Raw genomic sequence first — 23,076 nt, 5'->3', positions numbered from 1 at the left:
TCTCTCCTATAATGTGACAACATTATTTTCTATAAAACATTCAAGCAAATATTTACGGTAAGTATATCACAATTTGATATGTTTTTCTACAATTTTACAAATTTCGAAAACGCTTATAGCGCTTATTCAGTAATTTTTCCGGATCAAGCAACTGATAAGTTTCCAGGAATTCTTCTATTCTGTTTTTCAACTCTTCCATGGTATCTGCCATATTTTCTCTGGTAAGAGGCTGATTCTCAGGGATTACCTGCTCAATAATTCCAAGGTCCTTCAGATCTACGGCTGTCAGCTTCATTACTTCTGCGGCTTCCTTTGCCCGTGTGCTGTCTTTCCACAAAATAGATGCAAAGCCTTCTGGGGAAAGAATTGAATAAATGGAATTCTCCATCATCCAGACCTGATCACCTGCGGCAAGAGCAAGGGCCCCACCGCTGCCGCCTTCTCCAATTACAATAGAAAGCACCGGAACTTTAAGGCTGGAGAGCTCATACAGATTTCGGGCAATTGCCTCTCCCTGGCCCCGTTCTTCCGCCTCCAGTCCACAAAACGCCCCGGGTGTATCCACAAGGCAGATCACTGGTCTGTGGAATTTTTCTGCCTGCTTCATAAGACGCAGGGATTTTCGGTAGCCTTCCGGAGAAACCATGCCAAAATTATGGGCAATATTCTCTTTTGTACCATTTCCTTTTTCCTGGGCGATCACAGTTACAGGCTTTCCTGCAAGGTATGCAATACCGCCAATCAGAGCCGGATCATCGCCAAAAAGTCTATCTCCATGAAGCTCTATAAAGTAATCAAACAGCCAGGGAAGATAATCTTTTCCTGTTGGGCGTTCTTTGCTTCGTGCAAGAGAAACATGCTCCCAGGCAGATTTTTTTGCTGTGATTTTCGTCGTAAAATCCACATTTAATTTGTTGTTTACAGACATGCCGTCAGCTGAATCAGATTTTTTTTCTGAAATCTTCTCTGCATTTTCCTGTCCTTCCAGACTTTCCGCACAATCATTTTTACAATGCATTTTCAAGAGTCTGGCCAGTGTTTCTTTCATGTTCTTTCGTTCTGCAATCTGATCAATAAATCCATGTTCCAACAGAAATTCTGAACTCTGAAATCCTTTAGGAAGCTTCTGCCGGATCGTTTGTTCTATCACTCTGGGACCTGCAAAACCAATTAATGCACCTGGTTCTGCTAGGATAATATCTCCCAACATGGCAAAGCTTGCTGTCACACCACCGGTAGTTGGATTCGTAAGGACACTGATATAAAGAAGCCCGGAATCGCTGTGTCTTTTTAAAGCTGCGGAAGTCTTTGCCATCTGCATCAGGGATACAATTCCTTCCTGCATTCTGGCACCTCCTGAGCAGGCAAAAAGCACTACAGGCAGACGTTCCTGTGTTGCCCTTTCTACTGCTCTGGCAATTTTTTCTCCCACATTTTCTCCCATACTAGCCATGAGAAAACGGCTGTCACACACTCCAAGCACTACAGATATTCCGCCTATTTTTGCCTTTCCTGTGACAATTGCTTCGTCCAGGTTTGTCTTTTCCTGAAGCTTTTTTACCTTCTCTTCGTACCCTTTATAGGACAAAGGATTACTTATTGGCATTACCTTATCCCACTCTTCAAAGGTTCCTTCATCTGCCAGCATTTCGATTCTTCTCCTTGCATGAACACGGAAATAATTGCCGCAATGCGGACAGATATAGGCATTCTTTTTCACCTCATCTACAAATACAGCGGCCTTGCAGGCATTGCATTTCTTCAGCATACCATCCGGCACTTCTGGTTTCAGTTCTTTATCTGCACCTGCAGATTTGTTTGCAATTGTACGTTTAAAGGCATATCTAAGCTTCATTTACCTTCACTCCTCCGATCTGATGACTCTCCAGAAAGCCGATATCAAATACACCTTTCTGATAGTCCGGATCGTTCATAATTTCAAACTGATAGTCTACATTTGTATCAACACCCTGAATGATCATTTCTCCCAGAGCGCTTTTCATTTTTGCAATTGCTTCCTCACGGTTATTGCCGTGTACGATCAGCTTTGCAAGCATGGAATCATAATACGGTGGAATCTGATAACCATTGTAAATTCCTGTATCTACCCGGATTCCCTGGCCTCCGGGAAGATGAAGATCCGTGATTGTTCCAGGTGACGGGCGAAAATTTTTCCATGGATTTTCGGCATTAATACGACATTCTATAGCATGTCCCTGAATATGAATATCTTCCTGGGAAAAAGGCAGAGTTTCCCCGGAAGCAATCCTTAACTGCTCCTTTACCAGATCCAGACCGGTAACCCATTCTGTCACAGGATGCTCAACCTGAATACGGGTATTCATCTCCATAAAATAAAATTTTCCTGTCTTTTCAAGGAGAAATTCAATGGTTCCGGCATTTACATAATGTGCTGCTTTCGCCGCTTTTACTGCTGCAATTCCCATCTCTTTTCGCAGCTCTTCTGACACTGCCATAGAAGGAGATTCTTCAATCATTTTCTGATGATTTCGCTGAATCGAACAGTCCCTTTCTCCAAGATGCACTACATTTCCATGACTGTCTGCAAGGATCTGAAATTCAATATGTCTGGGATGTTCCACAAAGTGCTCGATATACATGGTTCCATCTCCAAATGCGATCTGAGATTCCTTCTGAGCTGTAAGAAATGCCAGTTCAAAGTCCTCCGGAGAGAAGGCAGTTCTCATACCTTTTCCACCGCCTCCAAGAGCTGCTTTTATGATGACCGGATAGCCAATCTGACTGGCCTCTCTTGCTCCTGTTTCCACATCCAGAATAGCTTTTGTAGTGCCGGGGATTACTGGAACTCCTGCTGCTTCCATGGTATTTCTGGCAATCTGTTTGTTTCCCAGATTCTGGATTACCTGTGATGGAGGTCCCACAAAAGTGATGCCGCACTGCTCACAAATCTGGGCAAATCTGGCATTTTCAGATAAGAAGCCAAATCCAGGATGTATTGCATCTGCACCGGATACTATGGCGGCACTGATAATACTTTCCATATTCAGATAACTTTTAACAGAAGGTCCCGGTCCAATACAGATGGCTTCGTCTGCAAGCTGCGTATGCAGGCTTTCTTTGTCTGCCTCAGAATACACTGCAACTGCTTCTATTCCCATTTCCCGACAGGCGCGGATGATCCTTACGGCAATTTCTCCGCGATTGGCAATTAATAACTTTCTGATCATAATTTCACCCTTCCGAGTATCGTTATATACATCTATCTAGCCCACCATAAAAGTAAGTTCCGCTTTCACTACAACCTTTCCATCCACAGTTGCCACAGCCTCTCCAACACCCATAGGCCCTTTCTGTTTCATGACTTTCATTTCCAGTTTTAACTTATCTCCAGGCTGAACTTTCCCTTTAAACCGGCACTTATCAATGCCGCCAAAGTAAGCAATCCTGCCTTTGTTTTCAGGCTTGGAAAGAATCGCGACCGCACCTGTCTGTGCCAGTGCCTCCACGATCAGAACGCCTGGCATTACCGGCTCCTGGGGAAAATGTCCTTTAAAAAAATCCTCCCGGAATGTGACACATTTATAGCCAACAGCAAATTCTCCCGGTTCATAATCTTCGATGTAGTCAACCAAAAGGAACGGGTGACGATGAGGAAGGATTTCCTCAATTTGTTTTATATTTAAGTGATTCATATCTGCTCCTATTTCATTGAAAAACAAATGTATTTATCCTATTTTTGATAAAATGGTCTGCGTGTCAAAAGGGATTCTGACCTTTTAACATGGATATTATAAAATTTAGCTTCTTTCTATATCAACGGATTACAAATAACGGCTGTCCATACTCTACAGGCTGACCGTTTTCAACCAGAATTTCTGCAACTTCTCCATCAAAATCGCTTTCAATATCGTTCATCAGTTTCATAGCTTCTACAATAGCAAGAATCTGTCCTTTTTTTACTATATCTCCCACTTTTACAAAGGCAGGAGCATCCTCAGATGGAGCTGCATAGAATGTTCCTACCAGAGGAGATTTCACAGTATTTCCTGTTGGTTCTCCGTTGGAAATCATTGTATCTGAAGCCTGTTTTTTCTCACTTGCAGAAAGTTCTTTATCCGCCATTTTTCTATCTGGAGCCTGTTCTGAAATGCTATACTTTTCTCCATATACGAAACCTTTTTCTCCTGTTTCAGCACCAGATAATATGTTATTTTGCATGGTTCCAGGTATGATCACAGGTGCAATTTTATTATTTAAAGTCAGTTTCACTCCATCACTTTCATAGCAGAAAGACTCCAGATGAGAAGCTGATACATGGTCAACCAACTTTAATATCTGTTCAAATTCCATGATTTTTTCTCCTTATTTACAGCAATTTCTGCAGCAATTCATACTTTAAATGTAGCTGTTCAGTACCTTCAAAGTTACAGGCTTCGCAAACTGATATTACTCACTTTTACCTGTATTTTTTCATTAAAAGTACTGCGTTATGTCCACCAAATCCAAGAGAATTACTCATAGCATAATTTACTTCCTGCCGTGTTGGTCCGCCGATACAATAATCGAGATCCAACTCTTCTTCTGTCTCCTTTGTGCCTACAGTCTGATGAATAAAACCTTCCTCAATGGACTTCACACAGACAACAGCTTCCACACCTCCGGCGGCTCCTAAAAGATGTCCGATCATAGATTTGGTAGAATTAATTTTTACCTTCTTAGCCGCATCTCCAAGGGCTGCTTTAATGGCTCTTGTTTCAAAAAGATCGTTGTGGTGTGTACCTGTTCCGTGCGCATTAATGTAGTCGATTTCTTCTGGCTGTATACCAGCTTCTTTCATGGCATCCATCATAGCACGTGCCGCTCCGCTGCCGTCTTCAATCGGAGACGTAATGTGGTAGGCATCGGCAGTTGCGCCATATCCCACTACCTCAGCATAGATCTTCGCACCACGTGCTTTTGCATGCTCAAGTTCCTCCAGAACAACAACTCCGGCTCCTTCTCCAATTACGAAACCGCCTCTTTCTTTATCGAATGGAATGGACGCACGATATGGATCCTGACTGGTGCTAAGGGCAGTCAGATTCGTGAATCCAGCCACACCAACCGGGCTGATCGCACCTTCCGTTCCCCCTGCGATCATAACCTCTGCATCACCATACTGGATTGCACGAAATGCATCTCCGATACAATGTGTTCCAGACGCACAGGCAGTCACTACGTTGGTGCATTTTCCCCTTGCACCAAGAGCAATGGATACGTTTCCAGCGGCCATATTGCTGATCATTTTGGGAACAAGAAGAGGGTCAACCTTGGATGGTCCGCGCTGGATCAGTCTCTGATCTGCAGATTCCATTGCCTGAAGGCTTCCAATTCCGGATCCCACGATCACTCCGACACGGAAAGGATCTTCTTTTCCCATTTCAATTCCTGCATCTGCCATAGCCTCCTTTGCTGCAGCCACTGCATATTGGGAAAACAGTTCCATTCGTTTGGCAGATTTGAAATCCATATAATCTTTTGCATTAAAATCTTTTACTTCTGCCGCAAGCTTCACCTTAAAATCTGCAGTATCAAATCTGGTAATTTCTCCAATTCCTACCTTACCTGTTTTTACACTTTCCCAGAAGGCCTGCACATTATTTCCCACAGGTGTTACTGCTCCAAGTCCAGTCACCACTACACGTCTTTTACTCATAACATTCCTCCGTCTACGCACAAAACCTGCCCTGTAATATATCTGGCTTCCGGTGATGCCAGGAATGCTACTGCCTTGGCTACATCCTCCGGTTCACCATAAGTTCCCATAGGAATATTCTTCAAGGTTTCTTCTTTTACCTTATCAGAAAGTACATCTGTCATGTCCGTTCTGATAAAGCCAGGAGCAACGGCATTTACGGTAATTCCTCTTGATGCAAGTTCCTTTGCTGCAGTCTTTGTGAGACCGATCACACCTGCTTTTGAGGCTGCATAATTAGCCTGTCCGGGGTTTCCGCCGATGCCAACAATGGATGCCATATTTACAATGCGTCCGCTTTTCTGCTTCAACATCTGTCTGGCCACATGACGAATGCAGTTAAAAGTTCCTTTAAGATTTGTATCTATAACCCTGCAGAAATCATCCTCACTCATTGCCATCAGAAGCCCGTCTTTTGTAATTCCTGCGTTATTCACCAAGATATCTATCTGTCCATATTTTTTTACTGTTTCTTTAATAAAAGCGCCGCAGGCATCAAAGTCAGATACGTTGCACTGACTGGTTTCAGCCGAACCTCCGGCAGCAATAATCTCTGCTTTCACTGCCTCTGCTTTTTCTTTTGAACCATTATAATTTATAACTACAAATGCTCCCTTAGCAGCAAGCTCAAGAGCAATCGCTCTTCCAATTCCACGGGAAGCACCTGTTACAACTGCAATCTTTTTTTCTGCATTCATTCCTTGTTTTACTCCTGTAAAGTCAGGTGAATATCATATTTTTCCAGCACGACAAGCATTAACTTTCCCCTTGTTAACCACTTCTGAATTTCTCCGTATCGGCTGCTTCTGATAATACCTGTATTGTTTTAATTAACTGTTTTTGATCTTATTTTCTACTGTGTATAAGATCTGAAATCTGTTCAAGATCTTCCACATTCTGAATATTATAGGTCTTCATTTCCGGCGCTATTTTCTTCATAAAACCAGCCAAAGTCTTTCCGGGACCAATCTCTACGAAAGTATCCACACCCTCCTGAATCATCTTTTCCACACTCTGCTGCCAAAGAACAGAGGAAGAAATCTGCCTTGCAAGAAGATCTTTTGTCTCGCTGATGTCTGTCACACACTGGGCGGTCACATTGGTCACATAAGGAATCTTCAGACCGGAAAACTCTACTTTTGACAGTTCTTTTTCCAGTTCTTTTCCTGCATTTTGAAGCAAAGAGGAATGAAAAGGACCACTTACTGCAAGGGAAAGTACACGCCTTGCACCGGCTTCTTTCAGCTTCACAGAAGCTTCTTCTACAGCGGGTTTTGGTCCTGTGATAACAATCTGTCCAGGGCAATTATAATTGGCAATTTCAGCCTTTGTTCCTGCAATTGCGGTCTGGATCTTATCTGCATCAAGACCTATAACAGCTGCCATAGAGCCTTCTCCTGCCGGCACTGCATGTTCCATAAGGATTCCTCTTTTTCGCACAGTTACTATGGCATCTTTCACACTCATTCCACCTGAAACAGCAATGGCACAGTACTCTCCAAGGCTTAATCCGGCAGTTATATCCGGATGAAGCCCACACTCCTCCACCACTTTTTCCATTGCAAGACAGGTGGTTACCAGTGCTGCCTGCGTATATTCTGTAAGGTTTAATCTGTCATTTTTTTCAAAGCAAAGAGCTTTCATATCCAGAGAAAGCCATTGACTTGCCTGGTCAAAAATCTGTCTGGCAGAAGGATACTTTTCATAAAAATCCTGTCCCATTCCAGCCTTCTGTGCTCCCTGTCCAGGGAAAAGAAATGCGATCTTACTCATAAATTCCAGTTCCTTTCAACAACGCATCCGTCTCTTTTACCAGCTTTCTGATCAGTTCCTGACAGCTCATCTGCTCCTTCACAAGTCCTGCACTCTGACCAGCCATAACGCTTCCCATTTTCACATCTCCGTCTACAACAGCACGGCGCAGGCTGCCAAGCGTCATCTGCTCCAGTTCCTCAAACGGAACTCCTTCTGCCTCTTTTTTCAAGTATTCTTTTGTCATCTGATTGCGGAGAGCACGTACCGGATGACCGGTGGAACGACCGGTTACCTTTGTATCAATGTCCTTTGCTTTCAGTATCATATCTTTGTAATTCTGATGTGCCCAGCACTCTGTGGTTGCCACAAAATGAGTTCCCATCTGAACGGCTTTTGCACCAAGCATGAAGGCTGCTGCAATCCCTCTTCCGTCTGCGATTCCACCAGCTGCAATAACCGGAATGTTCACTGCATCTACGACCTGAGGCACCAGAACCATTGTGGTTGTCTCACCGATATGGCCGCCGGATTCACATCCTTCTGCCACTACGGCATCCGCTCCGCATCGCTCCATTCTCTTTGCGTGAGCCACAGAAGCAATAACCGGAATGATCTTTACTCCTGCTTCCTTCCACATTTTCATGTATTTCTCAGGGTTTCCTGCACCGGTTGTAACCACTGGAACTTTTTCTTCCACAATTACCTGTGCAATCTCATCTGCGTATGGACTCATCAGCATAATATTCACACCAAAAGGTTTATCGGTCAGTTTTTTTACCTCCCGTACCTGCTGACGAACCCAGTCTGCAGGAGCGCTTGCGGCTCCAATCAGCCCCAGTCCGCCAGCTGCTGAAACAGCTGCTGCCAGATGATATTCTGCCACCCAGGCCATGCCGCCCTGAATGATCGGGTATTCAATTCCAAGTAATTCTGTAACTTCTGTTTTCATGAAATTCTCCATTCTGTAATTCCGTTATACCATGCCCGCCTATGGCAAATACATGCCGGAATCATCCTTTAAATAACTTATATTTCCTGACATTCCGGCTGATTATTTCTGTATACTGCCAAAGTCTGAATACAAAATTTTCAAATTACTGGCGACTCTGAAGATAGCTTTCCACATCACCGATGGTCTTAATATTCTCAAGATCTTCAGTAGGAATCTCTACCTCAAACTCTTCCTCCAGTGCCATTACCATCTCAAAAAGATCAAGGGAATCTGCTCCGAGATCTTCTTTGAAAGATGTTTCTGCTGTCATTGTACTTACGTCTGCTCCTAATGAATCTGCTGCGATTTCTTTGATTTTTTCTAACATTTTTTTGTTCTCCTTATTTTGTTTTTTAGATTTTCAAATCCATTTTCAACTTTTTATGATTCAAAGCTTTACTTGGTTGCTGTTCACTTTATATGACCCGAGTGTGTTGAAAAAGACATTCTGCAAAATATACTGCAAAATAGGCGCGCAGATTGCGGAAATGATTTTCAAAACGCTCTCTAACAACCTGTATTTATCAGCCTGAATTACCTTATTTCCAGAGCAAAGCAGCTTTTTTATCTGCTATAGTTTTATTTTTCAAAGCCCTGATACACATTTTTACCACTGAAGCAGGCTGGCTCCATAGGTAAGTCCACCGCCAAATCCTGAAAGGATAATCCAGTCTCCTGAATTTAATCTGCCTTTTTTATTCCACTCATCCAGGAGAAGCGGAATGCTTGCGGAGGATGTATTTCCTAAATTTTCTATGTTCATCGGATACTTTTCCAAAGGTTCGTTCATGTGTTTTGACACAGAAGCAACGATCCTTTTATTCGCCTGATGAAGCATGTAAAAGCGGATTTCTTCTTTTGTTTTTCCTGCTTTTTCCAAAACCTCCATAATCACTTCCGGAACTTTGGAAACTGCAAATTTGAATACTTCTTTTCCATCCATCTGCATGTAAGTTGACGAAATATCTGCGTCTTCTTCTATAAATTGCTGCTGATTGCGGCTGACACAGGTAAGGGCTTCGCCTCTGCTTCCAATAGAATGAACAGCCTGGGTATAGACTGCATTTTCTTCTGCTTCCAGCACCACCGCACCGGCACCATCGCCAAACAATACGCAGGTACTTCTGTCCTTCCAATTTGTAAGATGGGAAAGAGTTTCAGAACCAATTACCAATGCCCTGCGATAAATCTGCTGTCCCAGATAGGCCTGGGCTGTATTCAACGCCAACAGAAATCCTGTACATGCACCGTTCAGATCAAAACAGGCCGCGTTCACTGCACCGATCAACTTCTGCACTTCGCATGCAGCACACGGCATGATTCTTTCAGATGACATGGTAGACACCAGGAGCAAGTCAATCTCTTCCGGTCGCATTCCTGCATCTGAAAGAGCTTCCTCAGCCGCACGAGCTGCCATATAAGCAACGGTCTCTCCACGGCTTGCAATGTGTCTCTGACCGATTCCGGTTCGCCCACGAATCCACTCATCACTTGTATCCATCATGTGGGACAGTTTGTCATTGTCCCACACCTGAACCGGCCTGTAGGAACCGGTTCCCTTTATTTTTCCAACCATAATACCCTCCAGGTATGTTGTGTAGTTTCTTGTTTTTATTTTAAAATAGTTTGATTATCAAAGTATATCATATTTTTGGGCTTTGTCAATAAAAAAATACTGTCAAAACCAAACTTTATTTTGTTTCGGTTCTGACAGTATTTAGGGGTTATTTCTTTACTTTGACTTTACAGGTAATTTTTTTGTTTCCTGACTTCACTGTAATTGTAGCTGTTCCTTTCTTTTTCGCAACTATTTTTCCTTTTGAATTTACTGCTGCTACTTTGGAATTGGAACTTTTATAAGTTACTTTTTGCTGGCTGGTGACTGGTGTGAGAGTAACTTTCAGCTGAAAGCTTTTTCCTTTTCTGGCAAGGATTATATTCCGTTTATTCACGGAAACAGACGTTGTTTTTACAATGCCTTTCTGCACTTTTACCTGGAAAATCCTGCGGCTTCCGTTGGTATAAGTGATGGTTACCGTTGCTTTTCCGGCTTTTTTCCCAGTGATTTTGCCCCTCTTATCCACTTTGGCAATCTTCTTATTGGTTGTGCGGACTGACTTTATTTTACCACCTGACTTGTAGGTTTGTTTTACCCGTAAGGTAAGTATGGTGGTAGTTGGTGCAGGTGTCGCAGTCGGTATTGGAGCCACGCTTACAGTTGGTATCGGGGCTACACTCGCGGTGGGTGTCGTTTTCACACTTGCTGTTGGCGCCGGTTTCACGCTTACAGTCGGTGCCGGTTCCGCACTTGCAGTCGGGGTCGGAGCCACACTTACGGTTGGCGCCGGTTTCACGCTTACGGTCGGTTCCGCACTTGCAGTCGGAGTCGGAGCCACACTTACGGTTGGCGCCGGTTTCACGCTTACGGTCGGGGTCGGTTCCGCACTTGCAGTCGGAGTCGGAGCCACACTTACGGTTGGCGCCGGTTTCACGCTTACGGTCGGGGTCGGTTCCGCACTTGCAGTCGGAGTCGGAGCCACACTTACGGTTGGCGCCGGTTTCACGCTTACGGTCGGGGTCGGTTCCGCACTTGCAGTCGGAGTCGGAGCCACACTTACGGTTGGCGCCGGTTTCACGCTTACGGTCGGGGTCGGTTCCGCACTTGCAGTCGGAGTCGGAGCCACACTTACGGTTGGCGCTGGTTTCACGCTTACGGTCGGGGTCGGTTCCGCACTTGCAGTCGGGGTCGGTCCCGCACTTACCGCCGCAGTTGGTGTCACTGTAGGCGCAGATGTAACTGCGGGCTCATTTTTCCCCTTATTATCCGCATAACTCCCTTCTGCCAGAACCGGCAAAATAAACACAGGGCCAGCCGTTTCTGCTGAGGTAGTAGAAAAACTAGTATACTCCACACGTTCCTCACCAATGGTAATATATTGCCCCTTTGTAGCCCTTCCTACCAGCAAATACCGTGAAGATGGAGGGGTTCCCACATCATCCCATGTGGCATCCACCAGATACCAGTTTCCATCATCCATCTGTACATAATTCCACATGTGCGCTCCAGGAGTTCCTGAAGAAGTTCCCCTGGCTGTTCCGCTGACACAGGCACAATTTATTCCCATATAATAGCAGAAAATTTTCATGGATTTCGCATAGCCCTCGCAGACAAATGCAGGATCTGCATCCAGAAACAACGAGGCGGCAGAATGCACCCACAAAGTATTATCGTTCCTGTAAGTAACTCTCTGACAGATATAATCATGAATCCGCTTTATTTTCTGCTCCATATCCATGCCAAAAGTCTGCTCATTCAGCTCTGCAACAGCACTCTGAACACCATTCATAAAATCCCCCATTCGAGTATGGGCATTCTCACTGATTTCCCTGTTTGCCGGTTTAAAGGTGAAATTCTTAAAGGTTCCCCTGTATCCGGTAGAAGAGGACCCATCCCGAACACAGCTGACCCAGTATCCATAGTTGCTGCCCCTGAACCAGAAAGCTTGTGGATAATCATAGGAAAAAGCATCTGAAGCTGCCTGAATTGCTGTTTTCACATCATCGGTAGCCTGTACATAGCTTTCTCCTTTTCTCTGAAAACTGCCATCCTCAACAACTGCTTCAAATGTAATGGTATCAGGAAATTCAAAAGGAAAATCAACGCTGTCCAGATACTGGCTGTAATCCACCACATAATTCTGCACCAGAAGATCGTACAAGGCCTTTGCATTTCCATCCAACTGAGCACCATAGCTGTCCGTATAATAGTCCAGAGAAAAAAGGCTGATGCCGCTGTCAACGGAATCTCCTGCAATAGCACCGGAGATGATCTCACCAGATTCTTCTGCCTCAATCCTGTCATTTTCCTCTGTGGAAATTTCAGCCTGAAAGCCATTTAAATCCTCATTCCCCACTTCAGGAGCAGCTGAAAATTCCTCCTCGTTCTCCTCGTCAGCCCATATTTCTTCTACTGCCCCAAAGCCTTCTGCATCCTGCATTTCTGCGGCAACGCACAGGGGCTGAGCAGCCATGACAAATGTTGAAAGTATAACCAGTAAGCGCTTCCGTTTCTTCATTTATCCCTCTCTTTTCTTATAAATCATTGCATATTTATTTCCGATTCGTTATAATATTTTAACATGAAATTTTATTTTTGTGTGAATAGCAGAGCATATTTCACAAATATTTTTTACACAGGAGATTCTATATATGAATAAAGAAAAGAAAATACCAGGACATATCCTCTCGCTTTTTATCATTCTTCTCTCTATCAGTGGTGTATGTCTTCTTATGTATAAAGCCCAGTTTCGTTTTAACCTTCATCAGCCCATTGAGTACGTTATGATGACAACTCATAAACCTACAGGTACCATAACCTTGTCCTCGGATTCCCCCGTTCTTACAGAGACGTTTACCTGTACAGTTCCTGAGTTAAAGATGTTTACAATCATATACAGGGCATTCAAGAACGTTATTTTCCTCCTCTTGCTCCCTGTTCTCAACTTAGATGGTGTCAGTAGATCACAAAAACAGCTGCAAAATATGGGAAACCATGATGGTGATTGAAATTCTTCTTATTATACAGACTACAACAATAATCATATAACGTAAAAAGTGGAAGCTCATTTTCGCGCTTCCACTTTTTTCATTTTATTTTTCTAAATTATTATACTGCTCCTGTATTCTCTGCAGTTCCATTTCAAAATCCTGCCGGTTCTTCTGGACCATTGTCTGCAGGACCAGTCCGGAAAACAATGACTGAATTGCTCCCAAAACAGCAAAACCACATACAATCAGAGTAGGAATTTTTCCCACGCGTCCGGTTTCAAGGAAGGTTACAAATACCGGGATAAAGAATCCAATTCCAAGGATCAAAAGCACTGCTGCCACCAGTCCAAAGAATGCCATTGGCTTATAATTACGGTATAATTTGGCTATGGTTTTCAGTACCCGGAAGCCATCTGAATATGTATTCAGTTTGGATTCACTGCCTTCGGGACGGTCTCTGTACTCGATCACTTCATTTTCGATATACATGTTCTTATCAACTGCGTGAATGCTCATTTCAGTCTCAATCTCAAACCCCTTGGATAATACAGGGAAGGACTTTACAAACTGGTAGCTGAATGCTCTGTAGCCTGTCATGATGTCGTTTATCTGGGTTTTAAACATAATGTTAATGCATTTACGCACCAGACTGTTTCCAAAATTATGGAATGGCCGCTTATTCTCTGTAAAATAAGTAGATGACAGACGATCTCCCACTACCATATCAACCTTTTTATTCAATACCTTCTCAACCATTGAAGGGGCAAATTCTGCGGGATAAGTATCATCTCCGTCTGCCATGATATAACACTGTGCCTCAATTTCACGAAACATTCTGCGAATAACGTTTCCTTTGCCCTGCTGATATTCGTATCTGACTACAGCACCTGCTCTGCGGGCAATTTCATCTGTATGGTCAGTGGAATTATTATCGTATACATATATTACCGCTTCCGGCAATGCTTTCTTGAAATCTGTTACAACCTTTTCTATGGTTTTGCTCTCGTTGTAACAGGGGATTAGTACTGCTATTTTATCCATTTTAAATGCTTTCCTTTCCGGCGATTCTTAAGTAAGTTTTCTTTACGTAAAAAATCCGTCGATTGTCTTGTAGCTTTATTTTACTACATAGACAATCGGCGGGCAAGGGGATTGTTCCCCAAACTATCCGATCAATACTTTTTTCCCCTCAAAAGCAAATCCATAATGGAAAATATTCTCTTTCTGAATTCCCCGGCTTAAAAGCTCACAGTCATAATCTTTTTCGTTTATCTGCTGTAATGCGTTTGCCACAGTATCTTCCAATGTCTTTTCTTTACGTGGATTAAATACTTTAAATTCCAGGACAAAGGCATCTTTCGTTTTCTCCAGGGGTTCCAGCATAACATCATATCGGCCAAATCCACTTTCCCGATTAGAGGTAACCCGATACTTTCCTGCAAGTTCAACAATCAGCCCAAGTACAAATCCATGATAAAATCTTTCAGGATTGGTATCATCAGACGGGTTTCTGCCAGTATCAAAGGTACTGAATGTCGCTTCTGCTACACGGTTCATATATTCATTCATATAATCCAGATCTTTTGCCAGAAAAGCTTTCAGAAAATCATTATATGGGACTGTTTCATCAGAAAACCATCCCTCCACCATATCTTCAAAAAGCATTTTGACTTCCTGATTTGTCAAAGCCAATTCATAGCTGTATCTACCACTGGATATATCAAACTCACTCTTTACAACTTTCAAATAACCGCCAGCAAGAAACAGACTCCAGATTGCCCCCTTCTTCCGCTGCAGCTGCTCAAAAATAATTTCCTCGTCAATTTCCGTCTGAAAGCTTTTCCCTGCCAAAAGATCTTCCATGACCATTTTTATCTGAGCAGAGCCTTCTCTTACCAGTTTTCCCACAAGCTGATTGGAACTGGTATTTGCCCAGTAGGGTCTTAGCTTCTTCTCTTTCAAAAAACATGTGATTGACCATGGATTATAAATATCCTTTTTGTTTCCAAAGGAAAATCCGTCATACCATGTCTGAACTTCGACTTGCCGATCTGACATTCCATACTTTTCCAGGGCGTCAAATACTTCTGTTTCTGTAAATCCAAAGCAATCAGCATATTGCTCCGAAGTAGTAGTTATAACTGTTAAATTGTTTAGATCAGAAAAAATAGACTCTTTACTAACCCGCGTTATTCCTGTCAACAGAGCTCGTTCCAGATAAGGATTTGTCTTAAATGTGGAATTAAATAATCCACGCATAAAACCTGTCAATTCGTCCCAAAATCCATACATGTAAGCTTCCTGCAACGGCGTATCGTACTCATCAAGAAAAATCAGAACCTTTTTTCCGTAATAACTGTGTAAGCACATAGAAAGACGCTTCAGTGACATTGCAGCAACTGCATCGGACATCGTTGGCGCAACCAGAGAAAAATAATCTTTTTCTTCCTGACTTAAGCGTTCACTTTCCTTTAAAAATCCAAATTCGGCATATAAATCCTGAATTACCTGACAGATTGCCTCCCGGGCGGAGGTAAAAGTCTGCCCTTTTATGTCTGCGAAACTGAAAAAAATCACAGGGTATGTTCCCTGAATTTCTCTATATTTCTCATGATTCCAGATTGATAATCCCCGAAACAGTTCTCCTTCTCCCCTGTATTTTTCTGAGAAAAAGCATTCAAGCATATTTAAATTTAAAGATTTTCCGAATCGCCTTGGCCGCGTTATCAACGTAGCAACATCCTGGCTTTCCCACCATTGGCGGATAAAATCTGTTTTGTCAATGTAGAAGCTATTGGCTTCCCGAATGGATGCGAAGGCGGTATTGCCGAGGGAAATTGTCTGGTGGGAGGTGTTTTTTATTTTCATTTTACTGCTACTTTGCTGTTCTGATACTGATAACTGATTGTTTATCTGTTCCGATTTGGAGTTTTCACCAATCTTCATTTAAGCGTCCTCCCATTTCATAATAATATATTTTTAAAGAAATAAAAATCCGCCGATTGCTTATGCAGTTACATTGTACTACATGAGGAATCGGCAGACAAGGGGATTATCTAGTCTTCTACAAGTTCAAATCTATATCGTTGCTTCACTTCCGGGTACTTATCACGATCCACTTCTGAGGCAAACATTTCTAAAGGCCTAATATACACTTTAAAGTCACCATACAAAGCCCGATACACAACAAACTGTTCTCCAGTTTCAGAATGCTCTGCTATATATAAAACTTTATATTCATTTCCTTTAAAATGCTTATACTTTCTGTTCGTCTCAATTTGTCTCATCGTTATGCTCCTTTTTATTAACTTGACAAGTTCAGCTAAATATCTATTTTTCTTTGTGTCTTAACTCTCCTCTAACTCTTTGAGCAAGTATGGAAAAAGAGCACTAATCGGTAACAGGCAAATGAAAGATAATCCATAACGCGGCCAGTAAGTAATTGGTGTAGCTACTAATAGTGTGGCTATATTTCCCAAACAAGGAATAAAAAATAGTAGATAACGCCATTTTCCTTCTACTAGTGCATACAGAATCATAAATAATGAAATCCATAAGCACAATGCAACAGATGGCATTTGCGTCACAACTGAAAAATACTTTTTTACAGTTAAATCAATACTCGAATTTTCCCCAAGAAGACTACCACTTGTAATATCATACACTTTTTTAAGCTCACTAGTCTCTCTTGGTGCTCCCATACATTTAATTCCCAATAGCTCAGCCCCCAGAAGCCACAAGTTTCCATAGCCCATGCTTCCATGAATAATATAGGATTTTTTATTAGCAGTGACATCCATACCTTTAGAAACTCCTTCTTATGTTCCTTAAAAACTCTGTATTAAAATCTTCACTCCACTTCATATGATCAACTAATCCTGGCCTATAATTATCTATATATTTCTCCAGCGGCATAATTTCATTCAAAAAAGACTTTTCTTCATTCGATATGTTACCCTCGTACACAACACTCCTTGCAACTTGTTGTAATGGTATTCCATATGCCCCAGTTGCAGTTCCCTCAATTCCAAACCCCAGGCTGATGCTGAATTCGTAGCAAAAATGGAGGATGTTCTGGATGTATATCAAAGACCATATGATCCGTCCAGACCGGTAATTTGTATTGATGAAACGAATAAACAGCTGATCCTTGAAAAACGGATTCCCTGTAAACCTGGGGAACCGGAAAAAGTAGATTCTGTTTATGTCCGGAATGGAGTTGCAGATATCTTTATGATATCTGAGCCGCTGGCAGGAAAACGGGAAACTGTTGTAAAACAGACTCGGACAGCAATCGATTTTGCTGAAGTTCTTCGCTATACAGCAGATGAGCTATATCCAAAAGCGGAAAAAATCATATTGGTCACAGATAACTTAAATATCCATGCGCCGTCTGCTTTGTACAAGGCGTTTTCAGCAGAAGAAGCAAATCGACTAACCAAACGTTTTGAATGGCATTACACGCCAAAACATGGCAGCTGGTTGGATATGGCAGAAATCGAAATAGGAGTTATGAGCCGCCAGGCACTTGCAAAACCATTTCCAGATTTCGAAAGTTTTGAAAAACAGGTTCGTAACTGGACAGTTAACCGAAATGCGAGATGCGTAAAAACAAATTGGCAGTTTACAACAGCTGATGCCAGAATTAAGCTGGCAAAGCTATATCCAACGATACTTTAAAAACTAGATGGATGCAATACTACTACTTTTTATAAAAATTCATGTTCTATTTTATCTGCAACTTTTTCCCACGTAAAACCTTTTATCAAACGTTCATAACTTTTTTCAGTTGCAGATATTCGATATTTCCTATTTTCCATTGAACGAAGTAACGCCTTCTCAACCAGATCTTTTTTGTTATTTTCTAAAATAATTCCATAAGAATCGTCTACTATAATTTCTTTTGCACCACCTCGCTCAGTTGTTATAACAAAGTTATGGCAAGCAATAGCCTCCATTACAGAAGTAGGCATTCCTTCTGATACAGATGGCAAGCAAAAAATATCAGATACTTTTAGCAAACTTACAACCTCTTCAAAAGTAACCTGCCCCATAAGTATCATATTTTTTGTATTACTTTCCTTTAATCTCTGATATAAAACTCCGTCTCCCGCCATAATTAAATAACTATTCGGAAAACACTTCTGAATATTTTGAAAAGCAGACTGTAACTGCAGCACCCCTTTTTCTTCAATCAACCTGCCTGTATATGCTATTACAATAGCATTTTCGGGAATACTATATTTGTCTCTCATGTCATCTTTCCGATTCAGCAAATTATTGATATCATCCATATCAACGGCATTATACAATGTAGAAATACCATTAATATGGAAATGTCCAAGCCACTCCAAACAAGCCTGTGATACACCATAGAACTCATTGCACTGCCTTTTTACAAGCCAGGTAATTCCATGTTCAAAAATCCGCTCCATTTTATCCAGTATCGCATTATGTACAGACATATGTGACGTACCATGTTCAATAACAATATTGCGTTTTGCATACTTTCTCCCGAATGTTACTCCTACAAGAGAATGAATATAAAATCTAGTATTTGTAATCACTAAATCGTATTTTTGTTTCTTCAACATTCTCATCAGTTTACGGTATTCTCCGTTAAACTTTACGGTCGGAAACCTTCCATTCATCAGATTATAGCAGGGCAGGCGATATATTTTAATCCCATTTTCGATTTCAAATTCTTTCAGTTTTGAAATTCTAGATGTAACAATTGTAACATCTATCCCTTTTTTCTGCAGTTGCTTTGCAATATTATAAGTATACCGTTCAACACCTCCAACGGTAGGTAAATACTGTGCTGAAAAAATACATACTTTTTTCATTTTTAACTATCCTTTTGATCTTTATCATTACTGTCTGCTTCAAATTTCTCATCTATAGCTATTTTTTGTGACAATTCTTTAATACGGTATTCCAAATTTGAAATTTCGATTGTTGCCATAAACAATTTTATAATGACAATAAAGAGAATTACCAAAAAAATAAAGTTGGTAGAAGAATAAATTCCAAGCAGTTTAGCACCCCAAATCGTAAGTTGTGGAAACAAACTTATTACAATCAGAAGAAATGCAAACATGAGCCAAAAAATAGCATGTTCTATCTGAAGTTTCGAATTTCTTATCTTTTTAATCATAAAAACTGTTGTCAAAATAGAACAAACAATCAAGGCAATCCTAAATACAAGAGAAATCATCTTTCGACCTCCTCACTATTTATTATCTCAACCTCGTATTTTCGCTTTCTAAAATTCTGCAATACAATAATTGAAATTAGCATTTTCGTCATATACCAAATTGATTTTGTAAAATTCAGATAACTCTCGCCGGCAATTCTCTCTGCCATTTTCACCTGTACTTCTCCAATCTTTGCTCCCTGTTTAAGCAAAAATGAAATGGTATCAGGTTCTGGTCCATAATTAATGTTACTGGCAAATTCCTTAATCATGTTTCGATTAAATATACGCATTCCAGATGTCGGATCCATAACTCTGACTCCGGTAGTCATATGAATTGCCCATGAAATCATATTACTCCCCAGCATACGCATAGATTTCGGTTTTTTTTCCGTTACAAACCGAGAACCAATTACAATATCATATCCTTCATTTATTTTTTTGATCAGCGCTTCAATATATTCAGGCAAATGCTGTCCATCTGCATCCATCTGCATAGCATAATCATAATTTTTTAAATATGCGTACTTTAATCCAGTCTGAAATGCACCCGCCAATCCTAAATTAATTGGAAGATCTATAATTTCATATCCACTTTTATGACAAATTTCAGAGGTATGGTCTGTTGAACCATCATTTACAATGATATAATCATACTGAGGATATCTCTCAACCAATTCGTCAATTACTTTGGTAATACAATTTTCTTCATTATAGGCCGGAATAATAAGTAATATTTTCATTCTATTTTTCCTCATTTACAGCTTTCGTATAAATATTTTCTAGTTGTTTTACTGTTTCATATATATCGTAGTTGGCAGTTCTTATTTCTTCCAATCTATTTATGCGAGGTATATTCTTATACATATCCAGAATTGTCTCAGCCCACACTTTTGCACCTGCTGCAATCTGCTCTCTCTTAACACACCGTGTCACTATAGCTTCATCCGGAACTCCTTCTGAAATCAAACATGGAAGACCTGCTGCTTGAGCTTCAACTGCTACAATTCCCAAACCTTCGTGAATAGAAGGAAAAACAAATCCATCCATCATAATCATAAGCTCAGGAATATCTTCTCTCACTCCCAGAAAATGTACCTTATCTACAAGTTTCATATCTTGCACTTTTCTTTTTATTTTATCTTCTAGTCCCCCGCGTCCCACTAATATAAACTCTGCTTTAGGTTCAATTTTCACAATTTCCGAAAAAACTTCCAAAAGAAAAGTATGATTCTTCAAGGGAATAAAACGTCCCACATGTCCAAATACAATTTTCCCCTCCAGTCCTAAAGAGGTTTTCATTTTTCTTTGTATTTCAGAATCATAAACATACTTACTGGCATCAATGCTATTGTTTAAAACCTTAAACTTTTCAGAAGAAACTACTTTTTTTCCGTACTGATCTACACCAGCCTGATAAGAACATCCTAAGTAATAATCAGAGATCCATCTGTTATCTAATGTCATAATTTTGAAAATAATATCCGAAAGATTGTCCATTTTGTTAAGTGCATGACTATGTGCAATTGTATATCGTCCTAATTTATTTGCGACTCTTAAATATACAGATGCACTACTTCCAATATGTCCATGTACAATCTGAATTTCTGGATGTGCTTCCAATAATTTCTTAAACTGACTCTTATAAGACACATAATTGTATATTCTATATGGAATAATGTGAAAAATTCGACCTCCTAATTTTAAAATCTCATCATCATAGTCGCATTTATTTTCTACATGTACCAAAAAATCGAACTTAATTCTACTTCGATCAATATGACGATACAGATTCATAATCATAGTTTCTGCACCACCTCTATCCATTGCTCTTATAACGTGTAGAACATGAATACACTCACTCATTATTGCAACTCCCTTTTTACAAAAATCTCTCAAAAATGTGCTCTGCATTTTCTTCAATATCATAACCAGCACTAATAATTTGTGCTCTTGTGTCCTTGCGATGTTCTTTTAACAATTCTTCCATATCTTCCACCCATTTTTCCAACGGTGCCTCAAGACTTTCGAATTTTACTGACTCCGTAATCTTCACCTGTGTAGTAATAGTATCAGAAAACAGACATGGTAATCCTGAAGCCTGCGCCTCTATAGCAGAAACTGGAAGTCCTTCAAATCTGGATGGCATCAAAAGCAGATCAGCTGCCTGCATTAGCCTGTCAACATCTCCTCTATTCCCCAAAAACATAACACAATCCGTCAAACCAAGCTTTTTAACCTGATTTTTCACTTCTTCCATAAGCTCTCCATCACCAATCAACAGCAAAACAGAAGTTGGATATTTTTTATAAAATTCTGAAAAAACATTAACTAAAAAGCTATGATTTTTCTGAAAATGAAATCTGCCAACATTCGTAATAACAATCTTATCACTTATCTTAAGATCTAATCGAGTTTTCATTCTTATATTTTCATTATAGGAGTATTTATCTGTTTCAATAGCGTTATTAATCAAACAATAATTGTTCTGTTTTACAATATTGTCACCAAACATAAATTTTCCAGCAACATCAGAGCATGCAAAAAAATGTGTAACATATTTGCTGATAGCTTTTTTGTGTTGTAAGTGAGAAATCAAAACTAATTTACTCCCCATGTTTTCAGAATTATGGCTATGTGCAATCCTAACCGGAATTCCATATTTTTTTGCTGCTTTTAACCAGGTAATATCTGAAAGTGTGCAGAAATTGCACCAGAGAATATCATAATTTCCTTTTTTTACTATTTCATTTACCCTACAGTTATATCCCAAAGGATTTTTTATTCTTTCTGGAACATAATGAATTTTTACTTCTCGTTTTAATTTTTCTCCCAAATATTGCGGAGTCCTATTCATAATAATAAGTTCAACTGTATATTTATTTTCAGGTAAATGATTTACATAATTTAAGATAAAGGCCTCTACGCCCCCATACATATTGCTAAGACCATATATTAATATTTTTTTCATCTTCATATTTTAAAATATTTCACCAACCAGAATACTAAAATTTTTATTATTTCTGTTACTACATAATATATTTGTGACATCCACTTTTTCTTAATCTCAAAGAAATATCTATTTCTTATTTTCAAGCGTTCTGCATAGAATCTCAAGTACCATTCTTTAATGCCCCCTGCTTTCCGTAACAGATCAATCACCTTATATTCGGAATAAATTGTTTGTTTTTCATTTGAAGAAAAGTTTTCCCCTGTAGAAACATGCGTATATAAATATTCCGGATTATAACTGATGTTTAGCTTTTCTCCAAACATCAGCATCCAGAGATACATATCATCAGCACAATTCTCCCATAGAATATTTTCCATCCAGAAAACAGGAATCGCACTTTTACGAATTAGGCATTGACCAGGAGATGCAATAACATTTCCAAATGCGACATATGGTGCAATGGTAGTTGCATCTTTTAGTGTCTTATCATTTTTAAATATTGGATAATCTTTCCCGGATATCTGTCTTTTTCCATTTGCTATTACCATATCAGTTTTATATTTTTGAATACATTCAAACTGACTTAATAGCCATCTTTCTGATACAATGTCATCTTGATCCAGCATCCATATATATTCCTGACTAGCTTCGCAAATGCCGTTTACTCGGGTTTTATGTATTCCATAATTCTTATTGTTTTCGATTATCCGATAATATCCACTAATTTCTTTTAAAAATTCTTTTTCCAAAGCATCCCCAGGACTATCATTTATAAACAGAATTTCAATTTTCTCATCAAACTTTTTTTCATATTCTTTAATATTATCAGCTAACACTTTTGATAAATTTTCTAAATATTTATTTCCATGATAGTATGGAATAATTACTGATACACCCAACTTTTTTCCTTCCTTTAA

Annotated in this window: 24 protein-coding genes; 2 read left to right on the top strand and 22 right to left on the bottom strand. The window is 40.2% G+C overall.

The annotated features are described in order from the left end of the window. Positions 1-94 precede the first annotated feature (94 nt). From PGQ38_RS06590 to PGQ38_RS06540, 11 genes are all read right to left on the bottom strand, one after another. Positions 95-1,855: an acetyl-CoA carboxylase carboxyltransferase subunit alpha gene (locus PGQ38_RS06590; RefSeq protein WP_187566121.1), complete on the bottom strand. Its 1,761-nt coding sequence runs from the start codon at positions 1,853-1,855 to the stop codon at positions 95-97. Continuing rightward, complete coding sequence (locus PGQ38_RS06585; RefSeq protein ID WP_204452818.1) at positions 1,845-3,209, bottom strand: acetyl-CoA carboxylase biotin carboxylase subunit; 1,365 nt, start codon at positions 3,207-3,209, stop codon at positions 1,845-1,847. The genes PGQ38_RS06590 and PGQ38_RS06585 overlap by 11 nt, the downstream gene beginning before the upstream one ends. A gap of 36 nt (positions 3,210-3,245) precedes the next feature. Continuing rightward, a complete protein-coding gene (gene fabZ / locus PGQ38_RS06580; RefSeq protein WP_118578791.1) occupies positions 3,246-3,674 on the bottom strand; it encodes a 3-hydroxyacyl-ACP dehydratase FabZ in 429 nt (142 codons plus the stop codon). A gap of 121 nt (positions 3,675-3,795) precedes the next feature. Further along, positions 3,796-4,332: an acetyl-CoA carboxylase biotin carboxyl carrier protein gene (gene accB, locus PGQ38_RS06575; protein WP_118578789.1), complete on the bottom strand. Its 537-nt coding sequence runs from the start codon at positions 4,330-4,332 to the stop codon at positions 3,796-3,798. A 106-nt stretch (positions 4,333-4,438) separates the two neighbouring features. Continuing rightward, positions 4,439-5,677: a beta-ketoacyl-ACP synthase II gene (gene fabF, locus PGQ38_RS06570; protein WP_173770914.1), complete on the bottom strand. Its 1,239-nt coding sequence runs from the start codon at positions 5,675-5,677 to the stop codon at positions 4,439-4,441. Then, entirely contained in the window at positions 5,674-6,414 is a 741-nt protein-coding gene (fabG, locus tag PGQ38_RS06565) for a 3-oxoacyl-[acyl-carrier-protein] reductase (RefSeq protein WP_204452816.1), read from the bottom strand. The genes fabF and fabG overlap by 4 nt, the downstream gene beginning before the upstream one ends. A 148-nt stretch (positions 6,415-6,562) precedes the next feature. Then, a complete protein-coding gene (fabD, locus tag PGQ38_RS06560; protein WP_204452814.1) occupies positions 6,563-7,489 on the bottom strand; it encodes an ACP S-malonyltransferase in 927 nt (308 codons plus the stop codon). Beyond that, entirely contained in the window at positions 7,482-8,420 is a 939-nt protein-coding gene (gene fabK / locus PGQ38_RS06555; protein ID WP_118578783.1) for an enoyl-[acyl-carrier-protein] reductase FabK, read from the bottom strand. Before fabK ends, fabD begins: the two co-directional genes overlap by 8 nt. Before the next feature lie 145 nt (positions 8,421-8,565). Continuing rightward, on the bottom strand, positions 8,566-8,790 hold the full coding sequence (acpP, locus tag PGQ38_RS06550) for an acyl carrier protein (protein ID WP_118578781.1): 225 nt from the start codon (positions 8,788-8,790) through the stop codon (positions 8,566-8,568). Positions 8,791-9,069: 279 nt separating this feature from the next. Beyond that, positions 9,070-10,038, bottom strand: a complete 969-nt coding sequence (locus PGQ38_RS06545) for a beta-ketoacyl-ACP synthase III (protein ID WP_195392189.1) — start codon at positions 10,036-10,038, stop codon at positions 9,070-9,072. A gap of 148 nt (positions 10,039-10,186) precedes the next feature. Then, entirely contained in the window at positions 10,187-12,538 is a 2,352-nt protein-coding gene (locus tag PGQ38_RS06540) for a transglutaminase domain-containing protein (protein WP_270431088.1), read from the bottom strand. A gap of 133 nt (positions 12,539-12,671) precedes the next feature. Here PGQ38_RS06540 and PGQ38_RS06535 point away from each other — a divergent pair, with 133 nt between their 5' ends. Then, on the top strand, positions 12,672-13,028 hold the full coding sequence (locus PGQ38_RS06535) for a hypothetical protein (protein WP_195699620.1): 357 nt from the start codon (positions 12,672-12,674) through the stop codon (positions 13,026-13,028). An 84-nt stretch (positions 13,029-13,112) separates the two neighbouring features. Here PGQ38_RS06535 and PGQ38_RS06530 read toward each other — a convergent pair whose 3' ends face one another. From PGQ38_RS06530 to PGQ38_RS20490, 5 genes are all read right to left on the bottom strand, one after another. Then, complete coding sequence (locus PGQ38_RS06530; RefSeq protein WP_204452801.1) at positions 13,113-14,051, bottom strand: glycosyltransferase family 2 protein; 939 nt, start codon at positions 14,049-14,051, stop codon at positions 13,113-13,115. A 123-nt stretch (positions 14,052-14,174) separates the two neighbouring features. Next, positions 14,175-15,878: an AAA family ATPase gene (locus tag PGQ38_RS06525; RefSeq protein ID WP_204452868.1), complete on the bottom strand. Its 1,704-nt coding sequence runs from the start codon at positions 15,876-15,878 to the stop codon at positions 14,175-14,177. A 188-nt stretch (positions 15,879-16,066) separates the two neighbouring features. Next, positions 16,067-16,297 (bottom strand): DUF1653 domain-containing protein, encoded by a 231-nt coding sequence (locus tag PGQ38_RS06520; protein ID WP_118582817.1) that lies wholly within the window; start codon positions 16,295-16,297, stop codon positions 16,067-16,069. 60 nt (positions 16,298-16,357) lie between these two features. Then, positions 16,358-16,810 carry a hypothetical protein gene (locus PGQ38_RS06515; RefSeq protein ID WP_270431087.1) on the bottom strand — a complete coding sequence of 151 codons (453 nt, stop codon included), beginning with the start codon at positions 16,808-16,810 and terminating at the stop codon, positions 16,358-16,360. Between the two features lie 4 nt (positions 16,811-16,814). After that, entirely contained in the window at positions 16,815-17,099 is a 285-nt protein-coding gene (locus PGQ38_RS20490) for a DUF6020 family protein (protein WP_226855177.1), read from the bottom strand. On the opposite strand from PGQ38_RS20490, the gene PGQ38_RS06510 reads away from it, so the two are divergent. Next, positions 17,010-17,690, top strand: coding sequence for an IS630 family transposase (locus PGQ38_RS06510; protein ID WP_270431113.1), 681 nt, complete (start codon positions 17,010-17,012; stop codon positions 17,688-17,690). The two genes, PGQ38_RS20490 and PGQ38_RS06510, sit on opposite strands and share 90 nt — an antisense overlap. Positions 17,691-17,719: 29 nt before the next feature. Here PGQ38_RS06510 and PGQ38_RS06505 read toward each other — a convergent pair whose 3' ends face one another. Genes PGQ38_RS06505 through PGQ38_RS06480 form a run of 6 tightly spaced genes read right to left on the bottom strand, consistent with a single transcriptional unit; the run spans position 17,720 to position 23,058 of the window. Next, a complete protein-coding gene (locus PGQ38_RS06505) occupies positions 17,720-18,856 on the bottom strand; it encodes a glycosyltransferase family 4 protein (protein WP_118582826.1) in 1,137 nt (378 codons plus the stop codon). Positions 18,857-18,858: 2 nt separating this feature from the next. Continuing rightward, a complete protein-coding gene (locus PGQ38_RS06500) occupies positions 18,859-19,227 on the bottom strand; it encodes a DUF2304 domain-containing protein (RefSeq protein WP_173715818.1) in 369 nt (122 codons plus the stop codon). Then, complete coding sequence (locus PGQ38_RS06495) at positions 19,224-19,949, bottom strand: glycosyltransferase family 2 protein (RefSeq protein WP_118582832.1); 726 nt, start codon at positions 19,947-19,949, stop codon at positions 19,224-19,226. The genes PGQ38_RS06500 and PGQ38_RS06495 overlap by 4 nt, the downstream gene beginning before the upstream one ends. A gap of 1 nt (position 19,950) precedes the next feature. Then, positions 19,951-21,072: a glycosyltransferase family 1 protein gene (locus PGQ38_RS06490; RefSeq protein ID WP_173718429.1), complete on the bottom strand. Its 1,122-nt coding sequence runs from the start codon at positions 21,070-21,072 to the stop codon at positions 19,951-19,953. A gap of 16 nt (positions 21,073-21,088) precedes the next feature. After that, a complete protein-coding gene (locus PGQ38_RS06485) occupies positions 21,089-22,183 on the bottom strand; it encodes a glycosyltransferase family 1 protein (RefSeq protein ID WP_118582838.1) in 1,095 nt (364 codons plus the stop codon). Further along, positions 22,180-23,058: a glycosyltransferase gene (locus tag PGQ38_RS06480; RefSeq protein ID WP_173718430.1), complete on the bottom strand. Its 879-nt coding sequence runs from the start codon at positions 23,056-23,058 to the stop codon at positions 22,180-22,182. Before PGQ38_RS06480 ends, PGQ38_RS06485 begins: the two co-directional genes overlap by 4 nt. Positions 23,059-23,076 lie beyond the last annotated feature (18 nt).

It is taken from the genome of Blautia faecis (assembly GCF_027662325.1).
In the GTDB taxonomy this organism is placed as follows: domain Bacteria; phylum Bacillota; class Clostridia; order Lachnospirales; family Lachnospiraceae; genus Blautia_A; species Blautia_A faecis.
The sequence above is the reverse complement of the archived record's forward strand: the minus strand, read 5'-3'. Positions and strand labels throughout refer to the sequence as shown.

Coding starts and splice junctions, on each gene's coding strand:
- PGQ38_RS06590 (WP_187566121.1), bottom strand. CDS start 1,855: ATGAAGCTTAGATATGCCTTTAAACGTACAATTGCAAACAAATCTGCA.
- PGQ38_RS06585 (WP_204452818.1), bottom strand. CDS start 3,209: ATGATCAGAAAGTTATTAATTGCCAATCGCGGAGAAATTGCCGTAAGG.
- fabZ (WP_118578791.1), bottom strand. CDS start 3,674: ATGAATCACTTAAATATAAAACAAATTGAGGAAATCCTTCCTCATCGT.
- accB (WP_118578789.1), bottom strand. CDS start 4,332: ATGGAATTTGAACAGATATTAAAGTTGGTTGACCATGTATCAGCTTCT.
- fabF (WP_173770914.1), bottom strand. CDS start 5,677: ATGAGTAAAAGACGTGTAGTGGTGACTGGACTTGGAGCAGTAACACCT.
- fabG (WP_204452816.1), bottom strand. CDS start 6,414: ATGAATGCAGAAAAAAAGATTGCAGTTGTAACAGGTGCTTCCCGTGGA.
- fabD (WP_204452814.1), bottom strand. CDS start 7,489: ATGAGTAAGATCGCATTTCTTTTCCCTGGACAGGGAGCACAGAAGGCT.
- fabK (WP_118578783.1), bottom strand. CDS start 8,420: ATGAAAACAGAAGTTACAGAATTACTTGGAATTGAATACCCGATCATT.
- acpP (WP_118578781.1), bottom strand. CDS start 8,790: ATGTTAGAAAAAATCAAAGAAATCGCAGCAGATTCATTAGGAGCAGAC.
- PGQ38_RS06545 (WP_195392189.1), bottom strand. CDS start 10,038: ATGGTTGGAAAAATAAAGGGAACCGGTTCCTACAGGCCGGTTCAGGTG.
- PGQ38_RS06540 (WP_270431088.1), bottom strand. CDS start 12,538: ATGAAGAAACGGAAGCGCTTACTGGTTATACTTTCAACATTTGTCATG.
- PGQ38_RS06535 (WP_195699620.1), top strand. CDS start 12,672: ATGAATAAAGAAAAGAAAATACCAGGACATATCCTCTCGCTTTTTATC.
- PGQ38_RS06530 (WP_204452801.1), bottom strand. CDS start 14,051: ATGGATAAAATAGCAGTACTAATCCCCTGTTACAACGAGAGCAAAACC.
- PGQ38_RS06525 (WP_204452868.1), bottom strand. CDS start 15,878: ATGAAAATAAAAAACACCTCCCACCAGACAATTTCCCTCGGCAATACC.
- PGQ38_RS06520 (WP_118582817.1), bottom strand. CDS start 16,297: ATGAGACAAATTGAGACGAACAGAAAGTATAAGCATTTTAAAGGAAAT.
- PGQ38_RS06515 (WP_270431087.1), bottom strand. CDS start 16,810: ATGGATGTCACTGCTAATAAAAAATCCTATATTATTCATGGAAGCATG.
- PGQ38_RS06505 (WP_118582826.1), bottom strand. CDS start 18,856: ATGAAAAAAGTATGTATTTTTTCAGCACAGTATTTACCTACCGTTGGA.
- PGQ38_RS06500 (WP_173715818.1), bottom strand. CDS start 19,227: ATGATTTCTCTTGTATTTAGGATTGCCTTGATTGTTTGTTCTATTTTG.
- PGQ38_RS06495 (WP_118582832.1), bottom strand. CDS start 19,949: ATGAAAATATTACTTATTATTCCGGCCTATAATGAAGAAAATTGTATT.
- PGQ38_RS06490 (WP_173718429.1), bottom strand. CDS start 21,072: ATGAGTGAGTGTATTCATGTTCTACACGTTATAAGAGCAATGGATAGA.
- PGQ38_RS06485 (WP_118582838.1), bottom strand. CDS start 22,183: ATGAAGATGAAAAAAATATTAATATATGGTCTTAGCAATATGTATGGG.